This window comes from Streptomyces sp. NPDC088124, from assembly GCF_040685895.1.
In the GTDB taxonomy this organism is placed as follows: domain Bacteria; phylum Actinomycetota; class Actinomycetes; order Streptomycetales; family Streptomycetaceae; genus Streptomyces.
Window position 1 is genome coordinate 1 of record NZ_JBFBJB010000028.1, and the last position, 23,285, is coordinate 23,285.

General features: G+C 70.6%; 21 protein-coding genes and 2 tRNA genes. 3 read left to right on the top strand and 20 right to left on the bottom strand.

The features are described from left to right. Nucleotides 1-110: 110 nt before the first annotated feature. From AB0P17_RS23215 to AB0P17_RS23255, 9 genes are all read right to left on the bottom strand, one after another. Nucleotides 111-183 (bottom strand) — tRNA-Ala (locus tag AB0P17_RS23215). A 139-nt stretch (nt 184-322) separates the two neighbouring features. After that, entirely contained in the window at nt 323-505 is a 183-nt protein-coding gene (locus AB0P17_RS23220; protein ID WP_365813875.1) for a hypothetical protein, read from the bottom strand. A gap of 323 nt (nt 506-828) precedes the next feature. Then, nucleotides 829-901: transfer RNA gene (locus AB0P17_RS23225), tRNA-Ala, on the bottom strand. A gap of 144 nt (nt 902-1,045) precedes the next feature. Beyond that, on the bottom strand, nt 1,046-1,699 hold the full coding sequence (locus AB0P17_RS23230; RefSeq protein ID WP_365813876.1) for a histidine phosphatase family protein: 654 nt from the start codon (nt 1,697-1,699) through the stop codon (nt 1,046-1,048). Beyond that, a complete protein-coding gene (gene rsfS / locus AB0P17_RS23235) occupies nt 1,696-2,178 on the bottom strand; it encodes a ribosome silencing factor (protein WP_365813877.1) in 483 nt (160 codons plus the stop codon). Before rsfS ends, AB0P17_RS23230 begins: the two co-directional genes overlap by 4 nt. A 186-nt stretch (nt 2,179-2,364) precedes the next feature. Beyond that, nucleotides 2,365-4,176 (bottom strand): LCP family protein, encoded by a 1,812-nt coding sequence (locus tag AB0P17_RS23240; protein WP_365813793.1) that lies wholly within the window; start codon nt 4,174-4,176, stop codon nt 2,365-2,367. Nucleotides 4,177-4,195: 19 nt separating this feature from the next. Continuing rightward, nucleotides 4,196-4,762, bottom strand: a complete 567-nt coding sequence (gene nadD, locus AB0P17_RS23245; RefSeq protein WP_365813878.1) for a nicotinate-nucleotide adenylyltransferase — start codon at nt 4,760-4,762, stop codon at nt 4,196-4,198. Nucleotides 4,763-4,905: 143 nt separating this feature from the next. Further along, nucleotides 4,906-5,067, bottom strand: coding sequence for a hypothetical protein (locus AB0P17_RS23250; RefSeq protein ID WP_365813794.1), 162 nt, complete (start codon nt 5,065-5,067; stop codon nt 4,906-4,908). Between the two features lie 116 nt (nt 5,068-5,183). Next, nucleotides 5,184-5,336 carry a hypothetical protein gene (locus AB0P17_RS23255; protein WP_365813795.1) on the bottom strand — a complete coding sequence of 51 codons (153 nt, stop codon included), beginning with the start codon at nt 5,334-5,336 and terminating at the stop codon, nt 5,184-5,186. Between the two features lie 160 nt (nt 5,337-5,496). On the opposite strand from AB0P17_RS23255, the gene AB0P17_RS23260 reads away from it, so the two are divergent. Further along, nucleotides 5,497-6,663, top strand: coding sequence for a M48 family metallopeptidase (locus tag AB0P17_RS23260; protein ID WP_365813796.1), 1,167 nt, complete (start codon nt 5,497-5,499; stop codon nt 6,661-6,663). A gap of 34 nt (nt 6,664-6,697) precedes the next feature. Here AB0P17_RS23260 and AB0P17_RS23265 read toward each other — a convergent pair whose 3' ends face one another. The 5 genes from AB0P17_RS23265 to proB all read right to left on the bottom strand — a co-directional run bounded on the left by AB0P17_RS23265 (nt 6,698) and on the right by proB (nt 12,080). Beyond that, the gene (locus tag AB0P17_RS23265) at nt 6,698-7,810 is read right to left on the bottom strand and encodes a hypothetical protein (RefSeq protein ID WP_365813797.1); all 1,113 of its coding nucleotides are present in this window, start codon (nt 7,808-7,810) and stop codon (nt 6,698-6,700) included. 227 nt (nt 7,811-8,037) lie between these two features. Beyond that, a complete protein-coding gene (locus AB0P17_RS23270; protein ID WP_365813798.1) occupies nt 8,038-8,643 on the bottom strand; it encodes a hypothetical protein in 606 nt (201 codons plus the stop codon). A 112-nt stretch (nt 8,644-8,755) separates the two neighbouring features. Next, a complete protein-coding gene (locus tag AB0P17_RS23275; protein ID WP_365813799.1) occupies nt 8,756-10,039 on the bottom strand; it encodes a glutamate-5-semialdehyde dehydrogenase in 1,284 nt (427 codons plus the stop codon). Nucleotides 10,040-10,242: 203 nt separating this feature from the next. Beyond that, on the bottom strand, nt 10,243-10,791 hold the full coding sequence (locus AB0P17_RS23280) for a hypothetical protein (protein WP_365813800.1): 549 nt from the start codon (nt 10,789-10,791) through the stop codon (nt 10,243-10,245). A gap of 152 nt (nt 10,792-10,943) precedes the next feature. Next, nucleotides 10,944-12,080, bottom strand: a complete 1,137-nt coding sequence (proB, locus tag AB0P17_RS23285; protein ID WP_365813879.1) for a glutamate 5-kinase — start codon at nt 12,078-12,080, stop codon at nt 10,944-10,946. Nucleotides 12,081-12,564: 484 nt separating this feature from the next. Here proB and AB0P17_RS23290 point away from each other — a divergent pair, with 484 nt between their 5' ends. Together AB0P17_RS23290 and rfbC are read left to right on the top strand one after the other, a co-directional pair. Continuing rightward, nucleotides 12,565-14,607: a glycosyltransferase family 2 protein gene (locus AB0P17_RS23290; protein ID WP_365813801.1), complete on the top strand. Its 2,043-nt coding sequence runs from the start codon at nt 12,565-12,567 to the stop codon at nt 14,605-14,607. 78 nt (nt 14,608-14,685) lie between these two features. Then, nucleotides 14,686-15,285, top strand: a complete 600-nt coding sequence (rfbC, locus tag AB0P17_RS23295) for a dTDP-4-dehydrorhamnose 3,5-epimerase (protein ID WP_365813802.1) — start codon at nt 14,686-14,688, stop codon at nt 15,283-15,285. Nucleotides 15,286-15,381: 96 nt separating this feature from the next. Here the strand turns inward: rfbC and AB0P17_RS23300 are convergent, their stop codons facing one another. The 6 genes from AB0P17_RS23300 to AB0P17_RS23325 form a co-directional block, all read right to left on the bottom strand. Further along, nucleotides 15,382-16,176 carry a class I SAM-dependent methyltransferase gene (locus tag AB0P17_RS23300; protein WP_365813803.1) on the bottom strand — a complete coding sequence of 265 codons (795 nt, stop codon included), beginning with the start codon at nt 16,174-16,176 and terminating at the stop codon, nt 15,382-15,384. 84 nt (nt 16,177-16,260) lie between these two features. Continuing rightward, a complete protein-coding gene (gene rfbD, locus AB0P17_RS23305; RefSeq protein WP_365813880.1) occupies nt 16,261-17,205 on the bottom strand; it encodes a dTDP-4-dehydrorhamnose reductase in 945 nt (314 codons plus the stop codon). A gap of 26 nt (nt 17,206-17,231) precedes the next feature. Then, nucleotides 17,232-18,218 (bottom strand): dTDP-glucose 4,6-dehydratase, encoded by a 987-nt coding sequence (gene rfbB / locus AB0P17_RS23310; protein ID WP_365813804.1) that lies wholly within the window; start codon nt 18,216-18,218, stop codon nt 17,232-17,234. Beyond that, nucleotides 18,215-19,282 (bottom strand): glucose-1-phosphate thymidylyltransferase, encoded by a 1,068-nt coding sequence (locus AB0P17_RS23315; protein WP_365813805.1) that lies wholly within the window; start codon nt 19,280-19,282, stop codon nt 18,215-18,217. The genes rfbB and AB0P17_RS23315 overlap by 4 nt, the downstream gene beginning before the upstream one ends. A 258-nt stretch (nt 19,283-19,540) precedes the next feature. Continuing rightward, entirely contained in the window at nt 19,541-20,779 is a 1,239-nt protein-coding gene (locus AB0P17_RS23320) for a glycosyltransferase family A protein (RefSeq protein ID WP_365813806.1), read from the bottom strand. Between the two features lie 174 nt (nt 20,780-20,953). After that, complete coding sequence (locus tag AB0P17_RS23325) at nt 20,954-23,017, bottom strand: hypothetical protein (protein WP_365813807.1); 2,064 nt, start codon at nt 23,015-23,017, stop codon at nt 20,954-20,956. Between the last annotated feature and the right edge of the window lie 268 nt (nt 23,018-23,285).

Genomic DNA, 23,285 nt, shown 5'->3' on the forward strand with positions numbered 1-23,285 from the left:
CGGGCCCCCCACCCTCACTTTCCGCTTAATGCGCAACACTTCCTTTCGGGGGGCCCCCCCCCCCCCCCCCCCCGCTTCTTGCGACCTTCTTGTGATCTTCTGAGAGCTTGTGGAGCTAAGGAGAATTGAACTCCTGACCTCCTGCATGCCATGCAGGCGCTCTACCAACTGAGCTATAGCCCCTTGCGGTCCGCCGCCCCGGGGTCTCCCCCTCGGCGGCATCGCCAACATTAACGGTCCCTGTGCCCCTCCGCCAAATCGATTCCGCCCGGGGGCCGCTCGGGGCCCTGGTGGCGGCCGACCGGGGGCCGACGGGCGCCCTTCAAGCGGTCGCGAAGGAGTAGAAGCGCTTGAGCGTGCAGTGCTCCTCCAGGAGCCGGCCGTAGATCGGCTCGCCCTCCAACTCCCGGTAGGTCTCGATGGGGTCGCCTTTTATGATCAGCGCCCGCGCGCACTCCTCGCACCAGTACTGGTACTCGGGGTTGAGCGGGTCCATGTCCCGCACAATCGGCGTACCGCTGCCGCACCAGTCGCATTTACGCCTGTGCGCACCCATCGATCAGCTCCAGATGTGGCCGCAGCAGGCCGTGCACACGTAGGAAAGTCCGGAATTGTCACCGGCCACGTGGTCAGCCGGGGACAGATGGTACGAGGGACAGCCGACACTACTGGCGGACATCGCGCTCTCCCTCCCGGTCCGGCCCCTGACCCCCATCCGGTCGTCCGATTCTGCCACGCCGGAGAGTGCTGGTCAGCCTGAAATGGCGTCCGTACAGCAGAAATCCCGCCCCCCAAGGGGGGACGGGATCGGGTTCGTGATGCTGATTGTGGAGCTAAGGAGAATTGAACTCCTGACCTCCTGCATGCCATGCAGGCGCTCTACCAACTGAGCTATAGCCCCTCGTGTTCCCCGCGCTTCGCGCTGCGAACAAGAAGAACTTTAGCCTGCGACCTGCCGGAAAGCGAAATCCGGTGGCTCCCCGTCCGGCGGCCCCGCCGCCGGACGTCCGGTCGCCGGGCCCCGGGACGCCGCGCCACAGGGGCCTCAGTCGTCGTCACCGAGGACCGGCTCGGGGAGGGTGCCCGCGTTGTGCTCCAGGAGCCGCCAGCCGCGCGCCCCCTCGCCCAGGACGGACCAGCAGCAGTTGGTGAGCCCGCCGAGCCCTTCCCAGTGGTGCGCCTCCAGGCCCAGCAGCCGGCCGATGGTGGTGCGGATCGTCCCGCCGTGGCTGACCACGACCAGGGTGCCGCCGTCGGGCAGCTTCTCGGCGTGGCGGAGCACCACGGGCGCGGCGCGGTCCGCGACCTCGGTCTCCAGCTCGCCGCCGCCGCGCCGCACGGGCTCGCCGCGCTTCCAGGCCGCGTACTGGTCGCCGTACCGCTCGACGATCTCCTCGTGGGTCAGGCCCTGCCAGGCGCCCGCGTACGTCTCGCGGAGCGCCGCCTCGTGTGTGATGCCGAGGCCGGTCAGCGCGGTCAGCTCGCGGGCCGTGGCGGCGGCCCGCCGCAGGTCGGAGGCTATGATCGCGGCCGGCTTGAGGGAGGCGAGCAGCCGGGCGGCCCTGCGGGCCTGTCCGGCGCCCTCCTCGGTCAGCTCGATGTCCGTGGAGCCCTGGAAGCGGCGCTCCAGGTTCCAGGCCGTCTGGCCGTGCCGCCACAGGACGATACGGCGGCCCCTGCCGCCCTTGGAGCCGTTCAGCTCAGCTCACCGTCCGGGTCACCGGCGATTCCGGCGTGCTCGCCCACCGTCGCGGCGTGCTCCTGGCCCTTGCCGCGCGTCTTGACGGCGTCCTCGGGCAGCTCCAGTTCGGGGCAGTCCTTCCAGAGCCGCTCCAGCGCGTAGAAGACCCGCTCCTCGCTGTGCTGGACGTGGATGACGATGTCGACGTAGTCGAGGAGGATCCAGCGCGCGTCACGGTCGCCCTCGCGGCGCACCGGCTTGGCGCCCAGCTCCTTCTGGAGGCGCTCCTCGATCTCGTCGACGATCGACTTCACCTGGCGGTCGTTGGGCGCCGAGGCGAGCAGGAAGGCGTCGGTGATGGACAGCACATCGCTCACGTCATACGCGATGATGTCGTGCGCGAGCCGGTCCGCGGCCGCCTGGGCGGCGGTCTTGACGAGCTCGATGGAACGATCAGTAGCGGTCACTGGCAGGCTTTCGTCGGCGGTGGTGGAGATGCCCAGGATCTCACGGACCACCGACAGCCCGCACAGCCGTTCTTCCGCCGCGCGGTCCTGCGCCCGGAAGACACCGCCTCGCCGGTCGGGCGGCGGAAGAACGGCTGTGCGGGCCGACCGTCGGCGCCGCGTGACCGGCCGGCCAGGGCCTGGTCGGCGGCCCAGGGCCGCTCGTGACGAAAGACCCTAGTCGGCCTTGTAGTCCTGCCCCAGGACGACGGAGACATCGGCGTTGGCCGCCGTCTTGCCCTTCTCGACCGCTCCGGCCGGCAGTTTGAGCGTCTTGGCGACCTCTTCCGCCTGCTCCTTCTTGGCGTCGTCCCCGTAGGTGACCCGCGAGGCCGTCAGGGCGTCGGCCGTACCGGCGTCCACGAAGCCGTAGCCGCCGTTGACCAGCGCGATCCTGGCGGACTCCGCCGCGTCCTGGTTCCCGCTCGCGTTCTTCACACCGACCCGTACGGCCGCGCCCTGCTCGGGAGCGGACACGGAGCCGCCCAGGATGTCCTTCACCACACTGTCGGCGGACTCCTCGCTGAGCCGGCCGTCGGTCTGGACGGGCAGGAGCATCGACCGGTAGTCGCCCACCTTGGCGTGCTCGGCGAGCTTGGCCAGGGCCGCGCCCAGGTCCTTCTCGGTCAGCGACGGGTCCAGGATCTGCGCCAGGGTCTCGACGGTGACCGTCGCGGCCTTCGGGTCGTCCGAGATCTTCCGCAGGACGCCCTGGAGCACCTGGCCGAAGCGCGTGAGCTGCTTGGCCTCCTCCTCGCCGGGAGCGCGGTACGTGGCGTAGCCGACGGCCGCCCGTCCGTTGAGGGTCTCCTTCTCGCCCTTGGGGACGAGCGGATCGTCGCCCTCCTTCGCCGCGGGCACCTCGACGTCCGTTGTCACTTCGATGCCGCCGACCAACTCGACGAGGTTCTCCAGGTAAGGCGTGTCGAGCCGCCACGTGCCGGAGATCTTGGTGCCGAGCAGGGTGCCGATACCCTCGCGGGTGCCGTCGGAGCCGTCGTCGTCGACGGACTTGCCGAGCGTGGTCGAGATGCCCTCGTCGCCCGCGATGGAGAGGATGTTGGGCAGCAGGACGGTGGTGCCCTTGCCGGTCGTGGCGTTGTTGACCAGCAGCGCGGTGGAGGTGTCCTTCTGCTTGGTGTTGTGCAGGTGCACGACGATCACGTCACGCTTCTGCGGGCCCGAGGAGGTGGTCTGCGGCGTGTCCGTCGAGGACATCCCGGGCAGCAGCCCCGCGAACCAGAGGTAGCCGACGCCGCCGGTGACCACCAGGGCGAGCGCGACGACGAGGGCCACGACGCGGCTGCGGCCGCGGCGCTTGGCCTCCTCACGCCGTTCGGAGCGGCTCTCGGTGAACTTGAGCCAGTCGATGACGTCCTCGGAGTCCTCGCTGGGCTCCTCTATGAACGAGAACTGCTCGGTCTTGTAGTCGCGTTCCTCGCCCTCGGGGCGCCGCTGTCCCGGTACGGCGGGCTGCTCGGGCTCGGCGGCCGGCTTCGCGTCCGGGGCCGGTCCCGGAGTCGGGGCCGGTCCGGGAGCCGGTGTCCGCGCGGCCGAAGGCTGTTCGACGGCGACGGGTGCCCCGGGCACGGGCTCCTGCCGTTGCTCCTGCTGCGGAATCGGCGACTGCTGCACCGGCGGCTGTCCGCCCGTGTCGTACCCGTACGGGTCGTAGCCGTACGCCTGTTGCTGTCCCTGCTGTCCCTGCTGCCCGTGTTGTTGACCCTGGTTCTGCGCGTACGGGTCGTACTGCTGCGGAATCTGTTGCTGTTGGGCGTACGGGTCGTAGCCGTACCCCTGTTGCTGCCGCACCGGCTGCCCGTAGGCGTCGTACTGCGGCGGGGACTGCTGCTGTGGCTGCTGCTGCGATTGCTGTGCCGACTGCTGGGGCTGCTGGTACACCGGCTGCCCGTACTCGTCGTACCCGACGATCTGGGGCTGCGGGTAGTAGGGGCCGTACGGGTCGTACGGCTGCTGCTGGTCGTTCACCGGTGCCCCTCTCCGTGGCTCAGGCGCCTCGGTACAACTGCCGCTTGTCGATGTAGCGCACCACGCCGTCCGGCACCAAATACCAGACGGGATCGCCCTTCGCGACCCTCTCACGGCAGTCGGTCGAGGAGATGGCGAGCGCGGGAACCTCCACCAGGGAGACCCCGCCCTTGGGCAGTCCGTCGTCCGTCAGATCATGGCCCGGCCGGGTCACCCCGATGAAATGGGCGAGGGAGAACAGCTCCTCGTGGTCCCGCCAGCTCAGAATCTGCGAGAGCGCGTCGGCCCCCGTGATGAAGAAGAGGTCGGCGTCGTCGTTGAGGGACCGCAGATCCCGCAGCGTGTCGATCGTGTACGTGGCGCCGCCGCGGTCGATGTCGATCCGGCTGACCGAGAACTGCGGGTTGGACGCCGTCGCGATGACCGTCATCAGATACCGGTCCTCGGCCGGTGACACCGCGCGCTGGCTCTTCTGCCACGGCTCACCGGTCGGTACGAACACCACCTCGTCGAGATGGAACAGCGCGGCGACCTCACTGGCCGCCACGAGGTGTCCGTGGTGAATCGGGTCGAAGGTGCCGCCCATGACCCCGAGTCGGCGTCTGCCGTGCTCGGATCCGGGGCCTGGCCCCTGCTCCGGTCTGCCCGGACCGGCCGGTCCGTGACCGCTGGCCGCTTGCTGGTCTCCCATACGCCCAGAGCCTACTGGCACACGCGTACGGCCAGGTGTCAGCGGTCGCGGTTGAAGCGCGTGGTGATCCACAGCAGCAGAAGCAGCGCGAAGAGGGCGCCGCCGCCGATGAGCTCCGGGCTCAGGCTTTCGTGGTTGCCGCCGTTCTCGGCGCCCTCGGCGAGCATGACCAGGTGGGCGGCGGTGCCGGTGAGGCTCATCTTCTACGGGCCCTTTTCCTCGGGGGTCTGGGTCCTCCGGAGAACTGGATTCTCCTGAGGTCTGCGGAGACTTCGGGCACATCGTATGCGGGGCCCTCGGGCACGCTCACGCCGACTCAGTCGTTGTGGTCGTTGTCGCGGTATCCGCGCAGCAGGAACCAGGCGAGCAGAGCGGCTCCGACGAGCGAGACGACCAGCACGATCCGCAACGTGTTGCCCGGCCCCTGCTGATCGGAGGCGGCGGCGAGCAGGGTGGCGGTTTCCGGCATGTCGGCTGTGCTCCTCGGTCTCTTTCCGGCTGAGTTCGGGACGCTTCGCCCCGGAACCTCATCCACAGGCCCCCGCCACACGGTAGCCCCAGCGCCTACGCTGGGGTCCGTCAGGGGGGACGAGCCTTGGACCTTGGACTCGTACGAACAGGGGATATCCATGACCGATGACCGCAACGAGGCGACGGGCGGCGAGAATGTGCCGAGCCGGCAGCGCACACGCTTCCCGGGGATTTCCTCCCGGGCGTACGAACACCCCGCGGACCGCTCGGCGCTGGTCGCCCTGCGCAAGCTCAGCGGTTTCGACACCGTGTTCAAGGCGCTCAGCGCGCTGCTGCCCGAGCGCAGTCTGAGACTGCTCTTCCTCTCCGACTCGGTGCGGGTGAGCGACGCCCAGTTCGCGCATCTGCACGCGATGCTGCGGGACGCCTGCTACATCCTGGACCTGGAGAAGGTCCCCGCGATGTACGTGGCGCAGGACCCGCGGCCCAACGCGATGTGCATCGGCCTGGACGAGCCGATCATCGTGGTCACCACGGGACTGGTGGAGCTGCTGGACGAGGAGGAGATGCGGGCCGTCGTGGGCCACGAGGTGGGCCACGCGCTCTCCGGGCACGCGGTCTACCGCACGATACTGCTCTTCCTCACGAACCTCGCGGTCAAGGTCGCGTGGATCCCGCTGGGCAATGTGGCGATCATGGCGATAGTGACGGCGCTGCGGGAGTGGTTCCGCAAGTCGGAGCTGTCGGCCGACCGGGCCGGACTCCTCGTCGGCCAGGACACGCGGGCGTCGATGCGCGGTCTGATGAAGATCGCCGGTGGCAACCACCTGCACGAGATGAACGTGGACGCGTTCCTGGAGCAGGCCAAGGAGTACGAGGAGGGCGGTGATCTGCGCGACTCCGTCCTCAAGATCCTCAATGTGCTCCCGCGCACGCATCCGTTCACGACGGTCCGGGCCGCCGAGCTGAAGAAGTGGTCCGAGAGCCGGGACTACCAGCGGATCATGGACGGCCACTACCCGCGCCGCGACGAGGACAAGGACACCTCGGTCACGGACTCGTTCCGCGACTCCGCCACGCACTACGCGGACACGGTCCGCAACAGCAAGGACCCGCTGATGAAGCTGGTCGGCGACATCGCGGGCGGTGCGGGCGACCTGGGCGGCAAGCTGCGCGACCGGTTCACGGGCGGCGGCAACAGCGGTGGGAACGGCAAGGGCGGCGGCAGCGGCAAGGACGGCGGCAGCGGTACGGCCACGGAGCGCGACGGCGGCACCGACGGTGACGGCGGCAGCGGCAGCGGCAAGGGACCGGCCCAGGACTGACCGACGTCCGTCCCGGGACCGACCGCTCCGGCCGTCAGGGTGACGGGCTCGGCTCGGCCGTGCGGGAGAGCGCACCGCAGAGCGCCGGGTGCACCGAGCCCCTCGCGTACGGATCGGTCGCGGCCGGTTCGTGCGGCCGGGCGCGCTCGCCCGCGAGCAGCGGGCGCAGCGTGCTCGGCGGCTCGGCCGAGCAGGACTGGGGTCCGGCCTGGACCTCGCTGCTCACCACCTGCGTCTGATGCCTGGGCAGGTCCTCCACGCCGAACCGGAAGCGCATCTCGCGCCGGACGGTGAACAGCGAGGCGTCCCGTACGGGGTGGCCGTCCGAGGCGGCGGGCCGCAGCGGATAGACGAAGACATGGTCCGAGCTGACCTCCAGCGTCCCGGGCCCGGTCTCCTCGTACCGCAGCGTGCCGTGGACACGTACCTGGTCGTCGGCGCGCGCCACCTTCGCCGGGTCGAAGCGGACCAGCCAGCCGATCGGGTCATGGTGCCCGTCGTCGGCCGGATCGGTGAAGCTGCGGTCGAACTGCGTGAGCTGTTCGGGGTCGAGGAGGACCCGTACGGGGCGCAGGGTGCGCCCCGCGAGGACGTCGGGGTCGAGCGAGGACGCCACGAGGTAGTCCTTGACGATGCCCAGCGCGGCCATCACCTGTCCCTCCGCGAAGTCCCCGGCGTCCCGGGCGGCGGGCAGGGTGATACCCGCCGCCCCCGACCGGAACGGCGCGGCGGGGCTGCGGGCGAGGAGATCGGCGGGCGCGCCGCCCGGCACGGGGCCCTGCGGGGCGAGCGGGACCACCGATATCCGGGCGGGTTCGACGGCCCTGATCGCGGGCGGGCGGTACGGGTTGCGCAGCCCCAGATAGATAGCGGTGCCGAAGGCGACCACGAGGATCATGAGGAGGAGCAGAAACTGCCGGGGGCCGTTCCTGAACCCCCGTCGGCGTCCGGGGGCGGGCGGCGGGACGGGCGGGATCCTGCGGACGGCGTGGGCGTGATCGCCCATGCGCTCCCGCGCGGAGTACTCCTGGAGTCGGGCCGCCCGGATGAACGACTCGTCGAAGACGACCGAGCGGTACTCGTCGTCCTCGCCTCCGGGGAGCCCCTCAGGATGCTCTCCTTCGGGTGGGTCTCCACGCCCTGCCATGGTTTCCCCGATCTCCGCGACACCGACCGTAGCCAGTGCGCTACGCTCAGCCGTGCACCGCGAGGCGCCGGGCAGGGCCTGTCCGTCATGAGGTCGCGTACGCGGCCGAGTGAGAAGCCCCCTCCGGGGGGAGGGGTCACATGTTGAGGGTAGGTCTTTTCCTCAAGGTCGGCGCCCTGGTACGTGACCAACTCTCGGGAGTTCTCACGTACCAGGGCGCCTGTGCGTCAAGGGGTGCGTGGCACGGCCGAGACCGCCGGGACGGTCCCTGTCACGGAGGTCGCGGACGTCGCGGAGGCCGAGGGCCCGATCGCGCCCGGCTTGTCGATCCCGGTCGTGGCAGGCTGCGGCACCTGGTCCTCGCGGCTGTCGGAAGCACCCCGGTAGACGGCCGCGAAGGCGAGCGCCACCATCCCGACACCCATCAGCACGGCGAGCAGCCAGGCGACGGGCCGGTGCCAGCGCGCGGTGCTCCGGTAGGGCCGGAGGCTGCCGCCGTGACGTCCGTACGGGCCGGTGTACGCGTCGGGGTCGTCCGGGTCGTACTCCCCGTAGCCGGGGTCCGGGCCGTACGCGCCGTCCCGGCCGTACAGCTCCTCGTAGAGCTCGTCCTCGGGCGCTCCGCCACCGGAGCGGGCGCGGGCCGCCTCGGCCTCGGCGCGGGCCTGGGCCGCCGACAGCAGCCGCTCCACGGCGGAGGGTTCGTGGATGGTGGCGGCCTTGACGAAGTCCTCGTCGAACACCACGGAGGCGAAGTCCTGATCCGCGCCTCCGCGGTCGTCGTCGGGCTCCCAGCCGTCCGGGAACGGCTTGCCCCCCACGTCGTCCGGCACCTCTTCAGGGTAGACCTGGGACATGGTTTTGGGCAGGCGGAGTCCGAACTATCCCGCTTCGTATTTACCCGGCCCTACCCAGCCGCGCGCAGCCGCGCCGCCGTCCCGGTCCTCAGCGGGTGTGCCCGTCCCCGGTCACGATGTACTTCGTGGAGGTCAACTCCGGCAGCCCCATCGGCCCGCGCGCGTGCAGCTTCTGCGTGGAGATCCCGATCTCGGCGCCGAAGCCGAACTGGCCCCCGTCAGTGAACCGGGTGGACGCGTTCACGGCGACGGTCGTCGAATCGACCAACTGGGTGAACCTGCGGGCGGCGGCCTGCGAGGTGGTGACGATCGCCTCCGTGTGCCCCGACGACCAGAGCCGGATGTGGGCGACGGCCGCGTCCAGCGAGTCCACCACCGCGGCGGCGATGTCGTACGAGAGGTACTCGGTCTCCCAGTCGTCCTCGGTGGCCGCCACGACCGTGGCCTTGGTTCCGGCCGCGTACGCCTGTACCCGCTCGTCGGCGTGGACGGTGACACCGGACTCCGCCAGCGCGTCCAGCGCGCGCGGCAGGAACGCGGCGGCGACGTCCTGGTGGACGAGGAGCGTCTCGGCGGCGTTGCAGACGCTCGGGCGCTGCGCCTTGGAGTTGATGAGGATGTCGACGGCCATGTCGAGGTCGGTGTCGGCGTCCACGTACACATGGCAGTTGCCGGTGCCGGTCTCGATGACGGGGACGGTGGAGCCCTCGACGACCGTACGGATGAGGGAGGCGCCGCCGCGCGGGATCAGCACGTCGACCAGGCCGCGCGCCCGCATCAGCTCCTGTACGGCGTCGCGGCCCTCGCCGGGCACGAGCTGTACGGCGTCGGCGGGCAGCCCGGCGCCGCCCACGGCGTCGCGCACCACCCGCACCAGCGCGGTGTTGGAGGAGAGCGCCGAGGAGGAGCCGCGCAGCAGTACGGCGTTGCCCGACTTCAGACAGAGCGCGGCGGCGTCCACGGTGACGTTGGGGCGCGCTTCGTAGATGATCCCGACGACGCCGAGCGGGACGCGCACCTGGCGCAGGTCGATGCCGTTGGGGAGGGTCGAACCGCGGACGACCTCGCCGACCGGGTCGGGCAGCGCGGCCACGTCCCGTACGTCGGCGGCGATGGCCCGCATCCGCTCCGGGGTCAGCGTCAGCCGGTCGATGACGGACTCGGCGGTGCCGGCCTCCCTGGCGCGCGCGACGTCCTCGGCGTTGGCCGTCACGATCTCGTGCGTACGGACCTCCAGCGCGTCCGCGATCGCCAGCAGCGCGTCGTCCTTGGCCGCGCGCGGCAGTGGCGCGATGTCGGCGGCGGCGGAGCGGGCCCGGTAGGCGGCCCTGACGACCGGGGAGAGATTGTCGTACGGCGAAAGCGAGGTCATGCCCGCAGGGTAATGCGCCCCCTGGGGGCATTCCGCACGTATTCCGCACTCCGAGACGCCCCCGGGCCGGACGGCCGGGCCCGCACGAGGCCCCGCAATGCCCCCGGCACCGCGTCGGGGAACGCCCTCGGAGCACCCACGGAACGGCCACGGACCGCCATGGACCTGCCACTGAGCGCCCGCACGACGCCCGCGGAACCGCCTCAGAACGGGTGGACGCCCACCGGAGCCGCCGGCGGCGGACCGTACCCCTCCGCGATGCGCTGGTGGTACGTCTCCCGGTCGATGACCTCCAGCCCGACGATCAGCCACGGCGGGAGCTGGGCGCTCGACCGGTGCTCGCCCCACAGCCGCAGCGCCACCGCGGCGGCGTCGTGCAGGTCCCTGGCCTCCTCCCAGTAGCGGATCTCCGCGTGGTCGGTGGCGTACCGGCTCGTCAGCAGGAAGGGGTGGTCGTGGGCGAGCTGTTCCAGGCCGCGCCTGACCTCGGTCAGCGGGGTCTCCGGGCCCGAGACGCTGAGGGTGATGTGCCAGAGCTTGGACACCTGGCGCGCGGTCGCCGTCGCCGCGGTGTCCCCCTGCCGCCGGTCACCGGCCGCGCCGTCGGTACCGTCGGTACCGGCGCCGTCCGGGGTGTCGGCGGGGTCCCCCGCGCCGACGCTGGTCAGGGCTCGTTGCCCGCCGGTGGCCCGCCGGGCCTGGGCGCTTCCCCCGGCCCCTCGGGGCACCGCCCCCGGGCCCGCTCGTCTCACCAGCGGCCTCCTGTTTGCTGCGTCGTCGTGCTGTTCCCCGTCATAACCCCGTCGTCCCCCTGACAAAGTTGACCAGTCCCGGGCGGAAGATGGGGCGGTTTTGGTAAAGGTCCCTGTTCAAAGGCCGGAGTTTCAGCCGTTTCAGGAGCGGGTCAGGGGTGCAGGATGACCAAATCGTCCCGGTGTACGACTTCCCGCTCATAGGCGGGCCCCAGCGCGCGGGCCAGTTCGCGGGTGGAGCGGCCGAGGAGCTGGGGGATCTCCTTGGCGTCGAAGTTGACCAGACCGCGGGCGACCGCGCGCCCCTCCGTGTCCCGCAGCTCCACGGGGTCGCCCGCGCTGAACTCGCCCTCGACGGCGGCGATCCCGGCCGGCAGGAGCGACGTACGGCGCTCGACCACGGCCCGTACGGCACCGTCGTCGAGGGTGAGGGCGCCCCGGGGCGTGGAGGCGTGCGCGAGCCACAGGAGCCGGTCGGCGGAGCGGCGTCCGGTGCGGTGGAAGTACGTGCCGGTGTCGCGCCCCGCGAGCGCGTCGGCGGCGCGGCTGGCGGAGGTCAGGACGACGGGGATGCCGGCCGCGGCGGCGATCCTGGCGGCCTCCACCTTGGTGACCATGCCGCCGGTGCCGACCCCGGCCCGGCCGGCGCTGCCGATGGTGACGCCCGCCAGATCGGCGGGGCCGCGCACCTCGGCGATCCGGGAGGTGTCCGCCCTGCTCGGGTCGCCGTCGTACAGCCCGTCGACGTCGGAGAGCAGGACGAGCAGGTCGGCCCGTACGAGATGGGCGACGAGCGCCGCCAGCCGGTCGTTGTCGCCGAAGCGGATCTCGTCGGTGGCGACGGTGTCGTTCTCGTTGACGACGGGGAGGGCGCCCATGCCGAGGAGCTGGTCGAGGGTGCGGTAGGCGTTGCGGTAGGAGGCGCGCCTGCTGGTGTCGTCCGTGGTGAGGAGGACCTGGCCGACGCGTACGCCGTACCGGGCGAAGGAGGCGGTGTAACGGGCGACGAGCAGCCCCTGGCCCACACTGGCGGCGGCCTGTTGCCGGGCCAGGTCCCGGGGGCGGCGGTCGAGGCCGAGCGGCGCGAGCCCGGCGGCGATGGCGCCGCTGGACACCAGCACGATCTCCCGGCCGCCGGTCGCGCGTACGGCGGCGAGCACGTCGACCAGGGCGTCGACCCGGTCGGCGTCGAGGCCGCCCGCGGCGGTGGTGAGCGAGGAGGAGCCGACCTTGACGACGATTCTGCGGGCCTGCCCGACCACGTCCTGCCGTGCCGTCGCGTCCTGCAGTGCCGTCGCCTGCTCCCGTCCTGCCGCCTGCTCCCGTGCCGCCGCCTGCTGCCGTGCCGCCGCTTGCCGCCCTGCCGCTGCCACGTGCTCTGCCTCTGCTCTCGCCACCGGGGCGTGTTCCCGTGATCCCGTGATCCCGCCGCTCCCGCCGCTCCCGCCACCGAACGTGAAAAGTCCGCACGTCCGCAAGTCCGCGCGCGGTGCGTCCCGGCCGGCCAGCCTACGCGGGGGCGGCCCGCGACGGTGGATCATTTCAGTGGCTGGAACACCCGGACGGCTCGCCCGTGCAACCAGAGACCCGTGACAGCAGTCTGTCAGGGGGAGGAACGGGCGGGAAACAGCCGCGGGCCCCTCGGAGATAAGCTGGCAGCCCGGCGCCGTACCCACCGCCGACGGCAGCGATCACCTGCTTGCTCCGCACCCTGGTCAGCCACCCCCCGCGCACCGACAACACGAGATGGGCCTTCAAGTAATGCCAGTAAAAGTGAGCGTCGTCATTCCGGTGTACAACCCGGGGAAGTACATCGATCCGTGCATCGATTCACTGCTGGCCCAGACGCTGCCGGCCGCGGACTTCGAGGTGCTCTTCGTCAACGACGGCTCGACCGACGACACCCCCGCGCGGCTGGACAAGCTGGCCACCGAGCACCCCCACTTCCGGGTGATCCACATCCCCAACTCGGGGTGGCCGGGGAAGCCCAGAAACATCGGCGTGGCGGAGGCGAAGGGCGAGTACGTCCAATTCGTCGACCAGGACGACCACATGGCCTCCGACGCGCTGCGGCGGCTCTACGAGATGGGCCACCGCAACGGCTCCGACATCGTGATCGGAAAGGTCGCCTCCAACTTCCGCGGCGTCCCGCACGGCGTGTTCAAGACGAACCGCGAGAAGTGCGACCTCAGCAACGCTCCGCTGTACGACAGCCTCACCCCGCACAAGATGTTCCGCACGGAGTTCCTGCGCGAGAACAACATCGCGTACCCCGAGGGCAAGCGGCGCCTTGAGGACCAGCTCTACATGATGCAGACGTATTTCCCCGCGAAGGTCGTGTCGATCCTGGGGACGTACACCTGCTACTACTACTCGAAGCGGGACGACGGCCAGAACGCCGGCTCCGCGAAGCTCGTACCGTCCGGCTACTACGGCAACCTCCGCGAGGTGCTCGACGTCGTCGTGGACAACACCGAGCCTGGCGAGTTCCGGGACCGGCTGCTGCGCCGCTTCTACCGGGTCGAGATGCTGGGCCGGCTGAGCGAGCCCTCGGTCCTCAAGTACGAGCCCGAGCACCTGAACGACATGGTCGACGCGATCCAGCCGCTCGTGAAGGACTTCATCACCGACGGCGTGCACGACGGGCTCGGCGCGCTGGTCCGGCTCCGCTCCACGCTGCTGCGCACCGACGACCGCCAGGGACTGGTGAAGCTCGCCCGGTTCGCCAAGTCGGTGAAGGCCACGGCGCGCCTGGAGGAGTTCGACTGGCAGCCGGACGGCAGGATCGCGCTCTCCGTGACCGGCCGCCTGGTGCACGGCGAGGACCAGCAGCCGCTGCGCCTGGTCCGCCGGGACAAGCGGTACTTCGTGCATCCGGAGATCACCGAGGGGCTGCTGCCCGAGGGTGAACTCCTCGACGTCACCGACGACATGGACACCTACAAGGGTGAACTCTCCCTGCGCAACCGGGAGACCGCCGTCGAGTGGCCGTGCCCCGCCGACTTCACCGCGAAGGTCGAGAAGGCCGCGCCGCCGGCCGGCGCCCCGGCGGACGCCGAGGAGACGTACGAGGTCGTGCTCCACGGCACCGGCACGGTGACCAGCGAGGCGGTCAAGGGACGCGGCCGGGTCTCCCGGGGCTTCTGGGACATCTGGGTCCCGATGCGCGGCCTCGGGATCGTCCGCAAGGCCCGGCTCGGCGCCGACCGCGCGCCCGGGGTGGACGCCAAGTGCCTCCCGGCGGTGCTCGGTTCGCCGGCCCGCCCGGTCATCCCGTACTTCACCGACCCGGGCGCCAACCTCACGCTCGATGTGGCGGGCCGCGCCAAGAAGATGGCGACGTATCTCGCGGAGAGCCCCGCGCTGCGGATGCCCGGCTCCCGCTCCGAGCTGCGGTTCGAGATCTTCACCGGCACGAAGTCCGCCTCCCTCGCCGTCGAGCTGGTGCTGACCGGCTCGGACGGTACGAAGCTCACGCACCCGGCGACGCTCCGCCCCGACCACGGCAGGGCGCACCTGGAGGTGCCGGGCCGGGTGGCCGGGCTGCCGGAGGGCCAGGCGCGTCTTTCGGTCAAGTTGGACGGCCCGAAGGGGCCCGAGCTGGACATCTGCGAGCTGCCGGTGGCCGCGGGCGGGCGGCTCCGGCTCGACCAGAGCGGGCTCGGGGAGGTCGACCCCCTGCTGGTGCGGGTGGTGACGGTGAAGCGCCGCAGGGCCACGCTGCGCAAGGTGCTCCGCTCGGCCGGCGGCCCGATCGTCCGCAGGCTGCCCGCCTCGGCGCGGAAGAGGGTGCGCCGCCTCGCGGCCCGCATCTGACCTCCGACGGTGCCCGCTGCCCCGCGGCGCATTCGCCCCCACCCTGAACTCCGAACAGAACAACAAGGACGTGATCACATGCGGCAGCTCTCCGTCGAAGGCGCCTGGGTCCATGAGCCGAAGGTCTTCCCGGACAGCCGTGGCAGCTTCCACGAGTGGTTCAAGGCCCCCGACTTCGCCGAGGCGGCCGGCCACCCGCTGAACCTCGCGCAGGCCAACTGCTCGGTCTCCAGCCGGGGCACGCTGCGGGGCGTCCACTTCGCCGATGTGCCGCCCGGCCAGGCCAAGTACGTGAAGTGCGTGCGCGGCGCGGTGCTCGACGTGATCGTGGACATCCGGGTGGGCTCGCCGACGTACCGGAAGTGGGAGGCCGTGCGCCTCGACGACACGGACCACCACTCGGTCTATCTCGCGGAGGGGCTCGGGCACGCCTTCATGGCGCTGACCGACGACGCCACGGTCGTCTACCTCTGCTCCGAGGGATACTCCCCCGGCCGTGAGCACGGTCTGAACCCGCTGGACCCGGAGCTCGGCATCGAGTGGCCCGAGTCGATCACGCCGCTGCTCTCCGAGAAGGACGCGGCGGCCCCGACCCTCGCGGAGGCCGAGGCCCAGGGCCTGCTGCCGTCGTACGAGGAGTGCCGGGCGTATTACGCGGAGCTGGCCGCGCGCGCCTGACGGCGTCCCGCCGGGCGGTGCACGAGGGAAGGGCCGGAGCGTGTGCTCCGGCCCTTCCTCATGTGCTCGTGACCCGTGAAGGCCAGCCGGTGACGGTCAGCCGGTGACGGCCTCGATCTGCCGGCGCAGCGGCGTGAACGCCGAGCGCGGACGGCGCAGGTTACGGGCGCGGTTCAGCGCGGGCCAGAAGCCCGCCCCGAGCAGCGCCTCGGGCCGCACGGCGTTCTTGCGGACGAGGATCTCGTCCGGCACGTCCTGCGGGTCCGGTACGACGTACTCCTCGATGATCTTGTCGTACGCGTTCTTCAGCACCGTCGACTCGGGGTTGGCGCCGAAGATCGCCACCACCCCGGTCGGCTCGGTGTCGATGTCGACGACGAGCAGGTCGGGGCGGTAGCGCCGGAGCACCTGGGCCACCTTGTAGACGTCGCCCGCCCAGAACTTCGTGTGGCGGTCGCGCGCCGCCTCGTCGACGTCCCGGGGCAGCATGTCGTCCAGGACGATCACGCTGGACCAGCGCGAGTGCTTCTCGACGTTCATGAAGTCGCGCAGCGCGAACTCGAAGAGGTGCATGCCGTCGATGAACGACAGCTCCAGCTTCGGGTCCCCGCCGAGCAGGTTGACCGGGTCGCGGCGGGCGAGCGCGCGGAACGGGTTGCGGCCGTTGCGCAGATGGATCAGCGGGTCCTTGCGTGCGAAGAAGTCGTCACTGGTCGCCCGGACCAGGTGGACGTCGCAGCTGATGTCCGTGATCACCCGGAAGGCCGGGTCGACGGCGACGGACGGAACCCGGGAGAGCGCCAGGCTTCGCCCGTCGTTGACCCCGATCTCCAGATAGGTGCGGGGCTTGTACACACGGTGCAGCTGGCGCAGGAAGCCGTGGCGATCCACGTAAGGGGCCCTTCACTGAGAATCAACAATCCATAGGTTTGATTCTCAGTGAACTTAGTGGGCCCACAGGTTGCACGTAAACATCTACTGGCCGGTAACACCCGTTTGGCGCTCGGCCGCCAGCACTGCCGGGAAGGCTTCGGCAAGCGCCGCCCGCCAGTCACGGATGGGTTCGATTTCGGCTGATTTCCATCGGTCGTGACCGAGGATGCTGTACGCGGGCCGGGGGGCCGGCCGGACGAACGCCTCGCTGGTCGTCGGACGGACCCGCGCCGGATCCGCGCCGAGCAGCCGGAAGATCTCCTGGGTGAAGCCGAACCAGGTCGTCCCGCCGCCGCTGGTGCCGTGGTAAACGCCCGCGGGCGCCGTTCCGTCCAGCGCCGCCGCGCCGAGCCGGACCAGCCGGTCGGCGAGATCGCCGGTCCAGGTGGGCTGTCCGCGCTGGTCGTCCACCACGTCCAGGGTGTCCTTGACGGCCTCCAGCTTGATCATCGTGCGGACGAAGTTGGGCCCGCCCGCGCCGTACAGCCACGCCGTACGGACCACGTAACCCCGCTCGGGGAGGGTGTCGAGCACCGCCCGCTCCCCCGCCAGCTTCGTCCGCCCGTAGGCGCTGCGCGGCGCGGTCGGGGCGTCCTCCGCGTACGGCGTCTCCCCGTCCCCGGCGAAGACGTAGTCCGTGGAGACCTGGAGCAGGATCGCGCCCGACTCCCGGCAGGCCTCGGCGAGGACCCGGGGGCCCGTGCCGTTGACCGCGAGCGCGTCGTCCTCCTTGGACTCGGCGTCGTCCACAGCCGTCCAGGCCGCGCAGTTGACCACGACCGCCGGCGCGTGCTCCGCGAAGGCGGCGCGCACCGCGACGGGGTCGGTGATGTCCAGCGCGGCGCGGTCCAGGCCGGCCGCGGGCCGCCCGGCGGCGGCGAGCCGGGCCAGCAGGTCCCGGCCGAGCATGCCGCCGGCGCCGGTGACGAGCCAGGTGCCCGCCGCGCCGCCGCCCGCCGCGCCGCCGCCCGCCGCGCCGCCGGTCACGGAGCCGGTGTTCACGGAGCCGGTGCTCACAGGGCCGCACGCTCCTTCAGCGGCTCCCACCAGGCGCGGTTCTCGCGGTACCACTCCACGGTCTCCGCGAGGCCCGCCGCGAAGTCCTTGCGGGGCTCGTACCCCAGCTCCTCGCGGATCTTGGAGCAGTCGACGGAGTAGCGGCGGTCGTGTCCCTTGCGGTCGGTGACGTACTCGACGCTGGTCTCCCAGTCCGCCCCGCACGCCTCCAGGAGGAGGCCGGTCAGCTCCTTGTTGGAGAGCTCCGTGCCGCCGCCGATGTTGTAGACCTCGCCCGCGCGGCCCTTCGTACGGACCAGCTCGATGCCCTGGACGTGGTCGTCGATGTGCAGCCAGTCGCGGATGTTGCCGCCGTCGCCGTACAGGGGCACCTTCTTGCCGTCCAGCAGGTTCGTGATGAACAGCGGGATGACCTTCTCGGGGAAGTGGTGGTGCCCGTAGTTGTTGGAGCAGCGGGTCACCCGCACGTCGAGGCCGTGGGTGCGGTGGTACGAGAGCGCGATCAGGTCGCTGGACGCCTTCGCCGAGGAGTAGGGCGAGTTGGGCTCCAGCGGGTGCGTCTCGGGCCAGGAGCCCTCGTCGATCGAGCCGTAGACCTCGTCCGTGGAGATGTGCACGAAGGTCTTGACGCCCGCGCGGTGGGCGGCGTCGATCAGCGTGTGCGTGCCGACCACGTTCGTACGGACGAACTCGGCGCCGCCGTCGATGGAGCGGTCCACGTGCGACTCGGCGGCGAAGTGCACCACCTGGTCGTGCTCGGCCATCAGCTTGCCGACCAGCTCGGGGTCGCAGATGTCGCCCTGGACGAAGCGGAATCCGGGGTGCTCGCGGACCGGGTCGAGGTTGGCCGGGTTCCCCGCGTAGGTGAGCTTGTCGAGGACGGTGATCTCGACGTCGCCGGGGCCCTGCGGGCCGAGCACCGTACGGACGTAGTGCGAGCCGATGAAGCCGGCACCGCCGGTCACGAGAATCCTGTGCGTCATGAGGAGATCTGCACCTTGCTGTGGTCACCGAGGACGAGTCGGTGGGCGGACGGGTTACGGGGGGCGGGGGTGATCTCGACGTCACGGCCGATCAGCGACGCCTCCACGCGGCGGACGCCGGTGAGCGAGGACCCGCGCAGGACGATGGAGTACTCGATCTCGCTGTCCTGGATGGTGCATCCCTCGGAGACCGAGGTGAAGGGACCGATGTACGCGTCACTGATCACGGTGTCCGCGCCGATGATCACGGGGCCGAGGATGCGGCTGCCGGTGACCTTCGCGCCCTTCTCGATCCTCACCCGCCCTATGATCTCGCTGCCCTCGTCCACGGTGCCCTCGCAGTGCGGCTCGACGGTCTCCAGCACCGAGCGGTTGACCTCCAGCATGTCGGTGACGTTGCCGGTGTCCTTCCAGTACCCGGAGATGGTCGTGGAGCGGACATCGCGCTGCTGGTCGATCAGCCACTGGATGGCGTGGGTGATCTCCAGCTCGCCGCGCCAGGACGGCTCGATGGAGCGCACGGCCTCATGGACGGCCGGGGTGAAGAGGTAGACACCGACGAGCGCGAGGTCGCTCTTGGGCTTCTTCGGCTTCTCCTCCAGGGCCACCACGCGTCCCTCGCCGTCCAGTTCGGCGACGCCGAAGGAGGTCGGGTTGGGGACCTTCGTGAGCAGGATCTGCGCGGCGGGGCGCTCCTCGCGGAAGCCGTCCACCAGGCCGCTGATGCCGCCGACGATGAAGTTGTCGCCGAGGTACATCACGAAGTCGTCGTCACCGAGGAACTCACGGGCGATGAGGACGGCGTGCGCCAGGCCGAGCGGGGCGTCCTGCTGGAGGTACGTCACCTTGATGCCGAACTGCGAGCCGTCGCCCACGGCGGCGCGGATCTCGTCCGCGGTGTCACCGACGATCACGCCGACCTCGGTGATGCCCGCCTCCGCGATGGCTTCGAGGCCGTAGAAGAGCACCGGCTTGTTCGCCACGGGGACGAGCTGCTTCGCCGATGTGTGCGTAATGGGCCGCAGTCGGGTGCCTGCCCCACCGGACAGTACGAGAGCCTTCACTGTTCTTGTTTTCCCCTGCTGTGATTGCGATGCTGTCCGGGGGTCGCCCGACAGTCCGATTTTACCTACGCTTCGCGGTGTCGTCTGCTGCCGGTCACCACGGAAGGGTGATCCGGCCCGCTCCGGGGGCGCGAAAGAGTGCGTTCCGGAGCCCGTACGCGCACGGGCGCGGCCCGATACCACCGGCCACGCCCCTCCCGGCCTCCGCCCCGGCGCCGTACGCCCTCACGCCGGGCGCTCGAATTCTGCGCAACTCCCTTACGCCACACGGTTCTTCATCGGCGCGAGGGCCCGTACGCGGGTACGCAGCCGACGTGCCACCCGGCGCGCCAGCGACCTCCGCCGGCGGACCGCCCGGGGCGGCTCGATGGGGCGCAGCCCCGGCTTGCCCACCCAGTCCCGGATGGTCACCTCGAACGCCGCGTCGGTGAGCCCCGAACGGCGGTCTCCGAAGTGCGGGAAGGCGAGGTACGGCGTCCGGGCGCGGCCCCGGTGGACCACTTCGGGCACCGTCTCCGCCTTGATGAACGCCAGCATGTCGGCGAGCAGATCGAGCCGTCCGAGCGCCACGCACTCCAGCCGCAGCCGCTCGTTGACCTTGATGTGGCGCGCCACACCCGGGTTCCAGTACCGCGCCATCAGCGGGGCGACCAGCTCCAGCTTGTGGCGTCGTACCTCCTCGGCCTCCTTGACGATGCCGTGCGCGAACTGCTGCATCAGCCCGACCGTGAAGGGTCTGACCATCAGTCTGTCGCGCCGGGGACCCGCCGGCTCCAGTTCGGCGATGAGCGTCATCAGAGCCGTCACGGCGGCGAACCGGTGCGTGTAGTCACCGGCCTTGGTCACATGCTTGCCGTCGTCCCTGCCGACCAGGTAGTAGCAGGTGTAGTCGGAGATCACCGAGACACCGCCGCCCCGGAGGTAGGCCGCCATGGTGAAGAGGGCGTCCTCGCCGGTCCTGAGCCGCTCGTCGAAGCGCAGCCCCAGCCGCTCGACCATGTCGCGCCGGAAGAGCTTCTGCGCGCTCAGGGTGTAGATGACCTGCGAGTTGTGGACATCGACGCGGTCGGCCGTACGCCGCCACATCGAGCTCGGAGCGCCCCGGTTGACCCCTACCACCTTGCCGAGCACCACGTCCGTGCCGGCGCGGTCGGCCACGGTGACCATGCGCTCCAGTGCTTCGTCCCCCAAGTAGTCGTCCGCGTCGAGGAAGAACACGTACCGCCCCCGGGCCAGGCCGAGGCCGACGTTGCGCGGGCCGCTGGGGCCACCCGAGTTGGCCTGGCGCACCACCCTGGTCGGGATGGCCGTCCGGGCCGCGAACTCTTCCAGGTAGTCACCCGTGCCGTCGGTCGAGCCGTCGTCGACGGCGACGAGCTCGATCCGGTGGGCGCCCAGCGTCTGGGCCTCCACCGATTCCAGGCAGCGGACTAAGTAGGGCATGGCTTCGTAAGCCCCGACGATCACGCTCACAACAGGAACAGTCATATTGTTCATCAGAATTCAAGACAAGCTGCATCGAACGTTGGTTGTGTGACCCCGAACGCCAGTGTGCGTGATGCCCGTCACACGCGCGAGTCGGCCCGATGGACCGTCACGCGGACACGGAAAGGCCCGGTGGGGCGCTCCCTGGAGAGCGCCCCACCGGGCCTTCCGCCGTGTTCTCCCCGGTCAGCCGCGTACGGGCGAGTCCAGGTCGTTGATCTCAGCGTCCCCGGCGTCCCCGGCGTCCCCGGCGTTCCTCGCGTTCTCCGCGCTCGGTGCCGAGTCGTCCGGCGCGGCCGCCGCCTCCGGCTCCCCGAGCCGCTGCTCGACGCCCGCGTTCCGCGCCAGCGACTTCGCGGACAGCGCCTGCGTCGCCGCCTCGAACTGCTCCATCGACGTCGGCTCGTCGGGGCCCAGCAGATACCGCTTCAGCTCCCGGCGCTCGTCCGCGAGACGGTCGGCGGCCGGGTCGGCGACCGCGGCGAGCAGTTCGTCCAGCTCCCGCGCGCTGTTGGTGAGGATCACGGCGGCCCGTACGGCGGTGTTCTGCCGCTTGAACTCCTCCGCGCCCAGCTCCGCCGAGTCCGTGACGGCGTACGGCTTGCCGCTCGCGATGAAGTCGGACACCACGCTGGAGATGTCGGAGACCATGGCGTCCGACTCGTTGAAGCAGTCGTACAGCGCGGGCTCGGAGCCGCTGATGACCCGGTGCTCCCACCAGCCGAAGGAACGCCAGTACGCGCCGTTCCACTCGCGCCGCAGCCGCGTCAGCTCCTCCTGACGGGCCGGGTCCGCCTGGGAGTCACGCGACTGTTCCGCCTCGTCACGCCCCGTGTCCGCGGCGCCCATCAGCTCGCCGAGGCGCGCGGAGATCCGGGCCAGCTCGGCCTTGGCCGCGGTCCGGTCCGCGCTCAGTCCGGCGCTCTCCTTCGCCCAGCGGGCGTCGGTGGCCCGCTCGGCGGCGGCCTTCTCCACCAGCGCGATGATCCGCTCGTGCACGGCCTTCGCCTTGGCGCTGCGGGTCCCGGTGAAGGGGTGCGGCTTGTAGAGCACCCGGACCGGGCTGTCGGCCTTCAGGAGCCGCTTGACGATGTTCTCGCCGGCCAGCAGCAGCGAGGTGTTCCCGGGGTTGTCGTCCCAGCCCTCCCAGGTCGGGGCGTACAGCACGGTGGGCACGGGGTGACGCTGGGCGCCGCCGTACGGCTGGATCGGGGCGAGCTGCGGGCGGCCGACCTCCACGATGTCCTCGTCGCGCACCCCGACGTCGGCGAGCGCGTACCGGTCGCGCCCGGCCCGGCCCGCGGTCCACACCTCGTCGTACGCCTTGCTGTACGGGTTGACGCTGGCCAGCTTGTCGCTGTCGCCGTGGCCGATGAAGACGTGCTTCATGGTGGGCACGCGCAGCATGTGGATGTTCTTGCCGACATTGGCCGCGTAGAGCGCCACCCGGACGGTCGACAGGTCCAGGTTCATCAGGTGCACCCCGCCGGGGACGCAGAGCACCGGCACGTCCGTCGTCCCGAGCTGCTGGGCGATGGCCCGCTCCCGCAGCACGATCAGCGGCCGGCCCTCCAGCCGGTCCATCGTGTCCAGCCACATGTTGACCTGGTACGCGGACTCCTTGGAGCCCGAGAAGTACAGCATCACGGTCGGCCGGTACTCGGCCAGCCAGCCGTCGACCGCCGTGAGCACCTTCTCGGCGTTGGGTACGAGCCGGCTCGGCCGCAGGTAGGGCAGGAGCGCGGCGATGTAGCCGACGGCGAGGAGCAGGCTGAGGCCGAGGCCCACGAAGCCGTAGATGTTGTCACGCGTCTGGAGGGTGATGATCACGCCCACCATGGCGAAGACGTCGAGATGGAGCATCTTCTCGGCGGAGCGGTTGAGCAGCCCGCGCGGCGGCGCGTCCGGGATCCGGATGCCGGTCAGGTCGATGTTGCGGGTGACGACGGGCAGCCTGCGGCGCAGCCGGAGCAGGGTGACGATCGCGCCGTGCGGCGCCTGGAGCCCGTAGAACATCAGGACCATGACCACGGTCACGTAGAAGATCCGGTCCTCACCGAGGCCCGACCTGGCGACCAGCAGCACCAGCAGCATCTGCCGGATCAGGAACCGGATCGAGAGGCCGGCACGCACCTTGGCGAGCCGGTTCACCAGATAGCTGCCGCGCTGGTGCAGGTAGGTGTCCGCGAGATAGGTCACGGCTGCGGCCGCCGCGAAGAACCAGAGGTTGGGGATTATCGCGGCGAGCATGACGCACGGGAAACTGATACCCAGAAGAAGTGCGGCTGCCAGCTCTGATCCGCTGCCCACGCGGGCCAGGCGGATAGCTGTGGAAATCACGGAAAACCTGCTCCAGACCGTGCCGGCTGATGACCTTGCAAGGGATGCGTGAACAAGCGACTTCACGACATCACGTCGTGACGGATTCGCGATTTCGCGATTTCGCGACTCACGACTCACGACTTCACGAACTCGGGCCTCCGCGGTTCGCGCGGAGGCGACCCACAGAGGCCCTGTC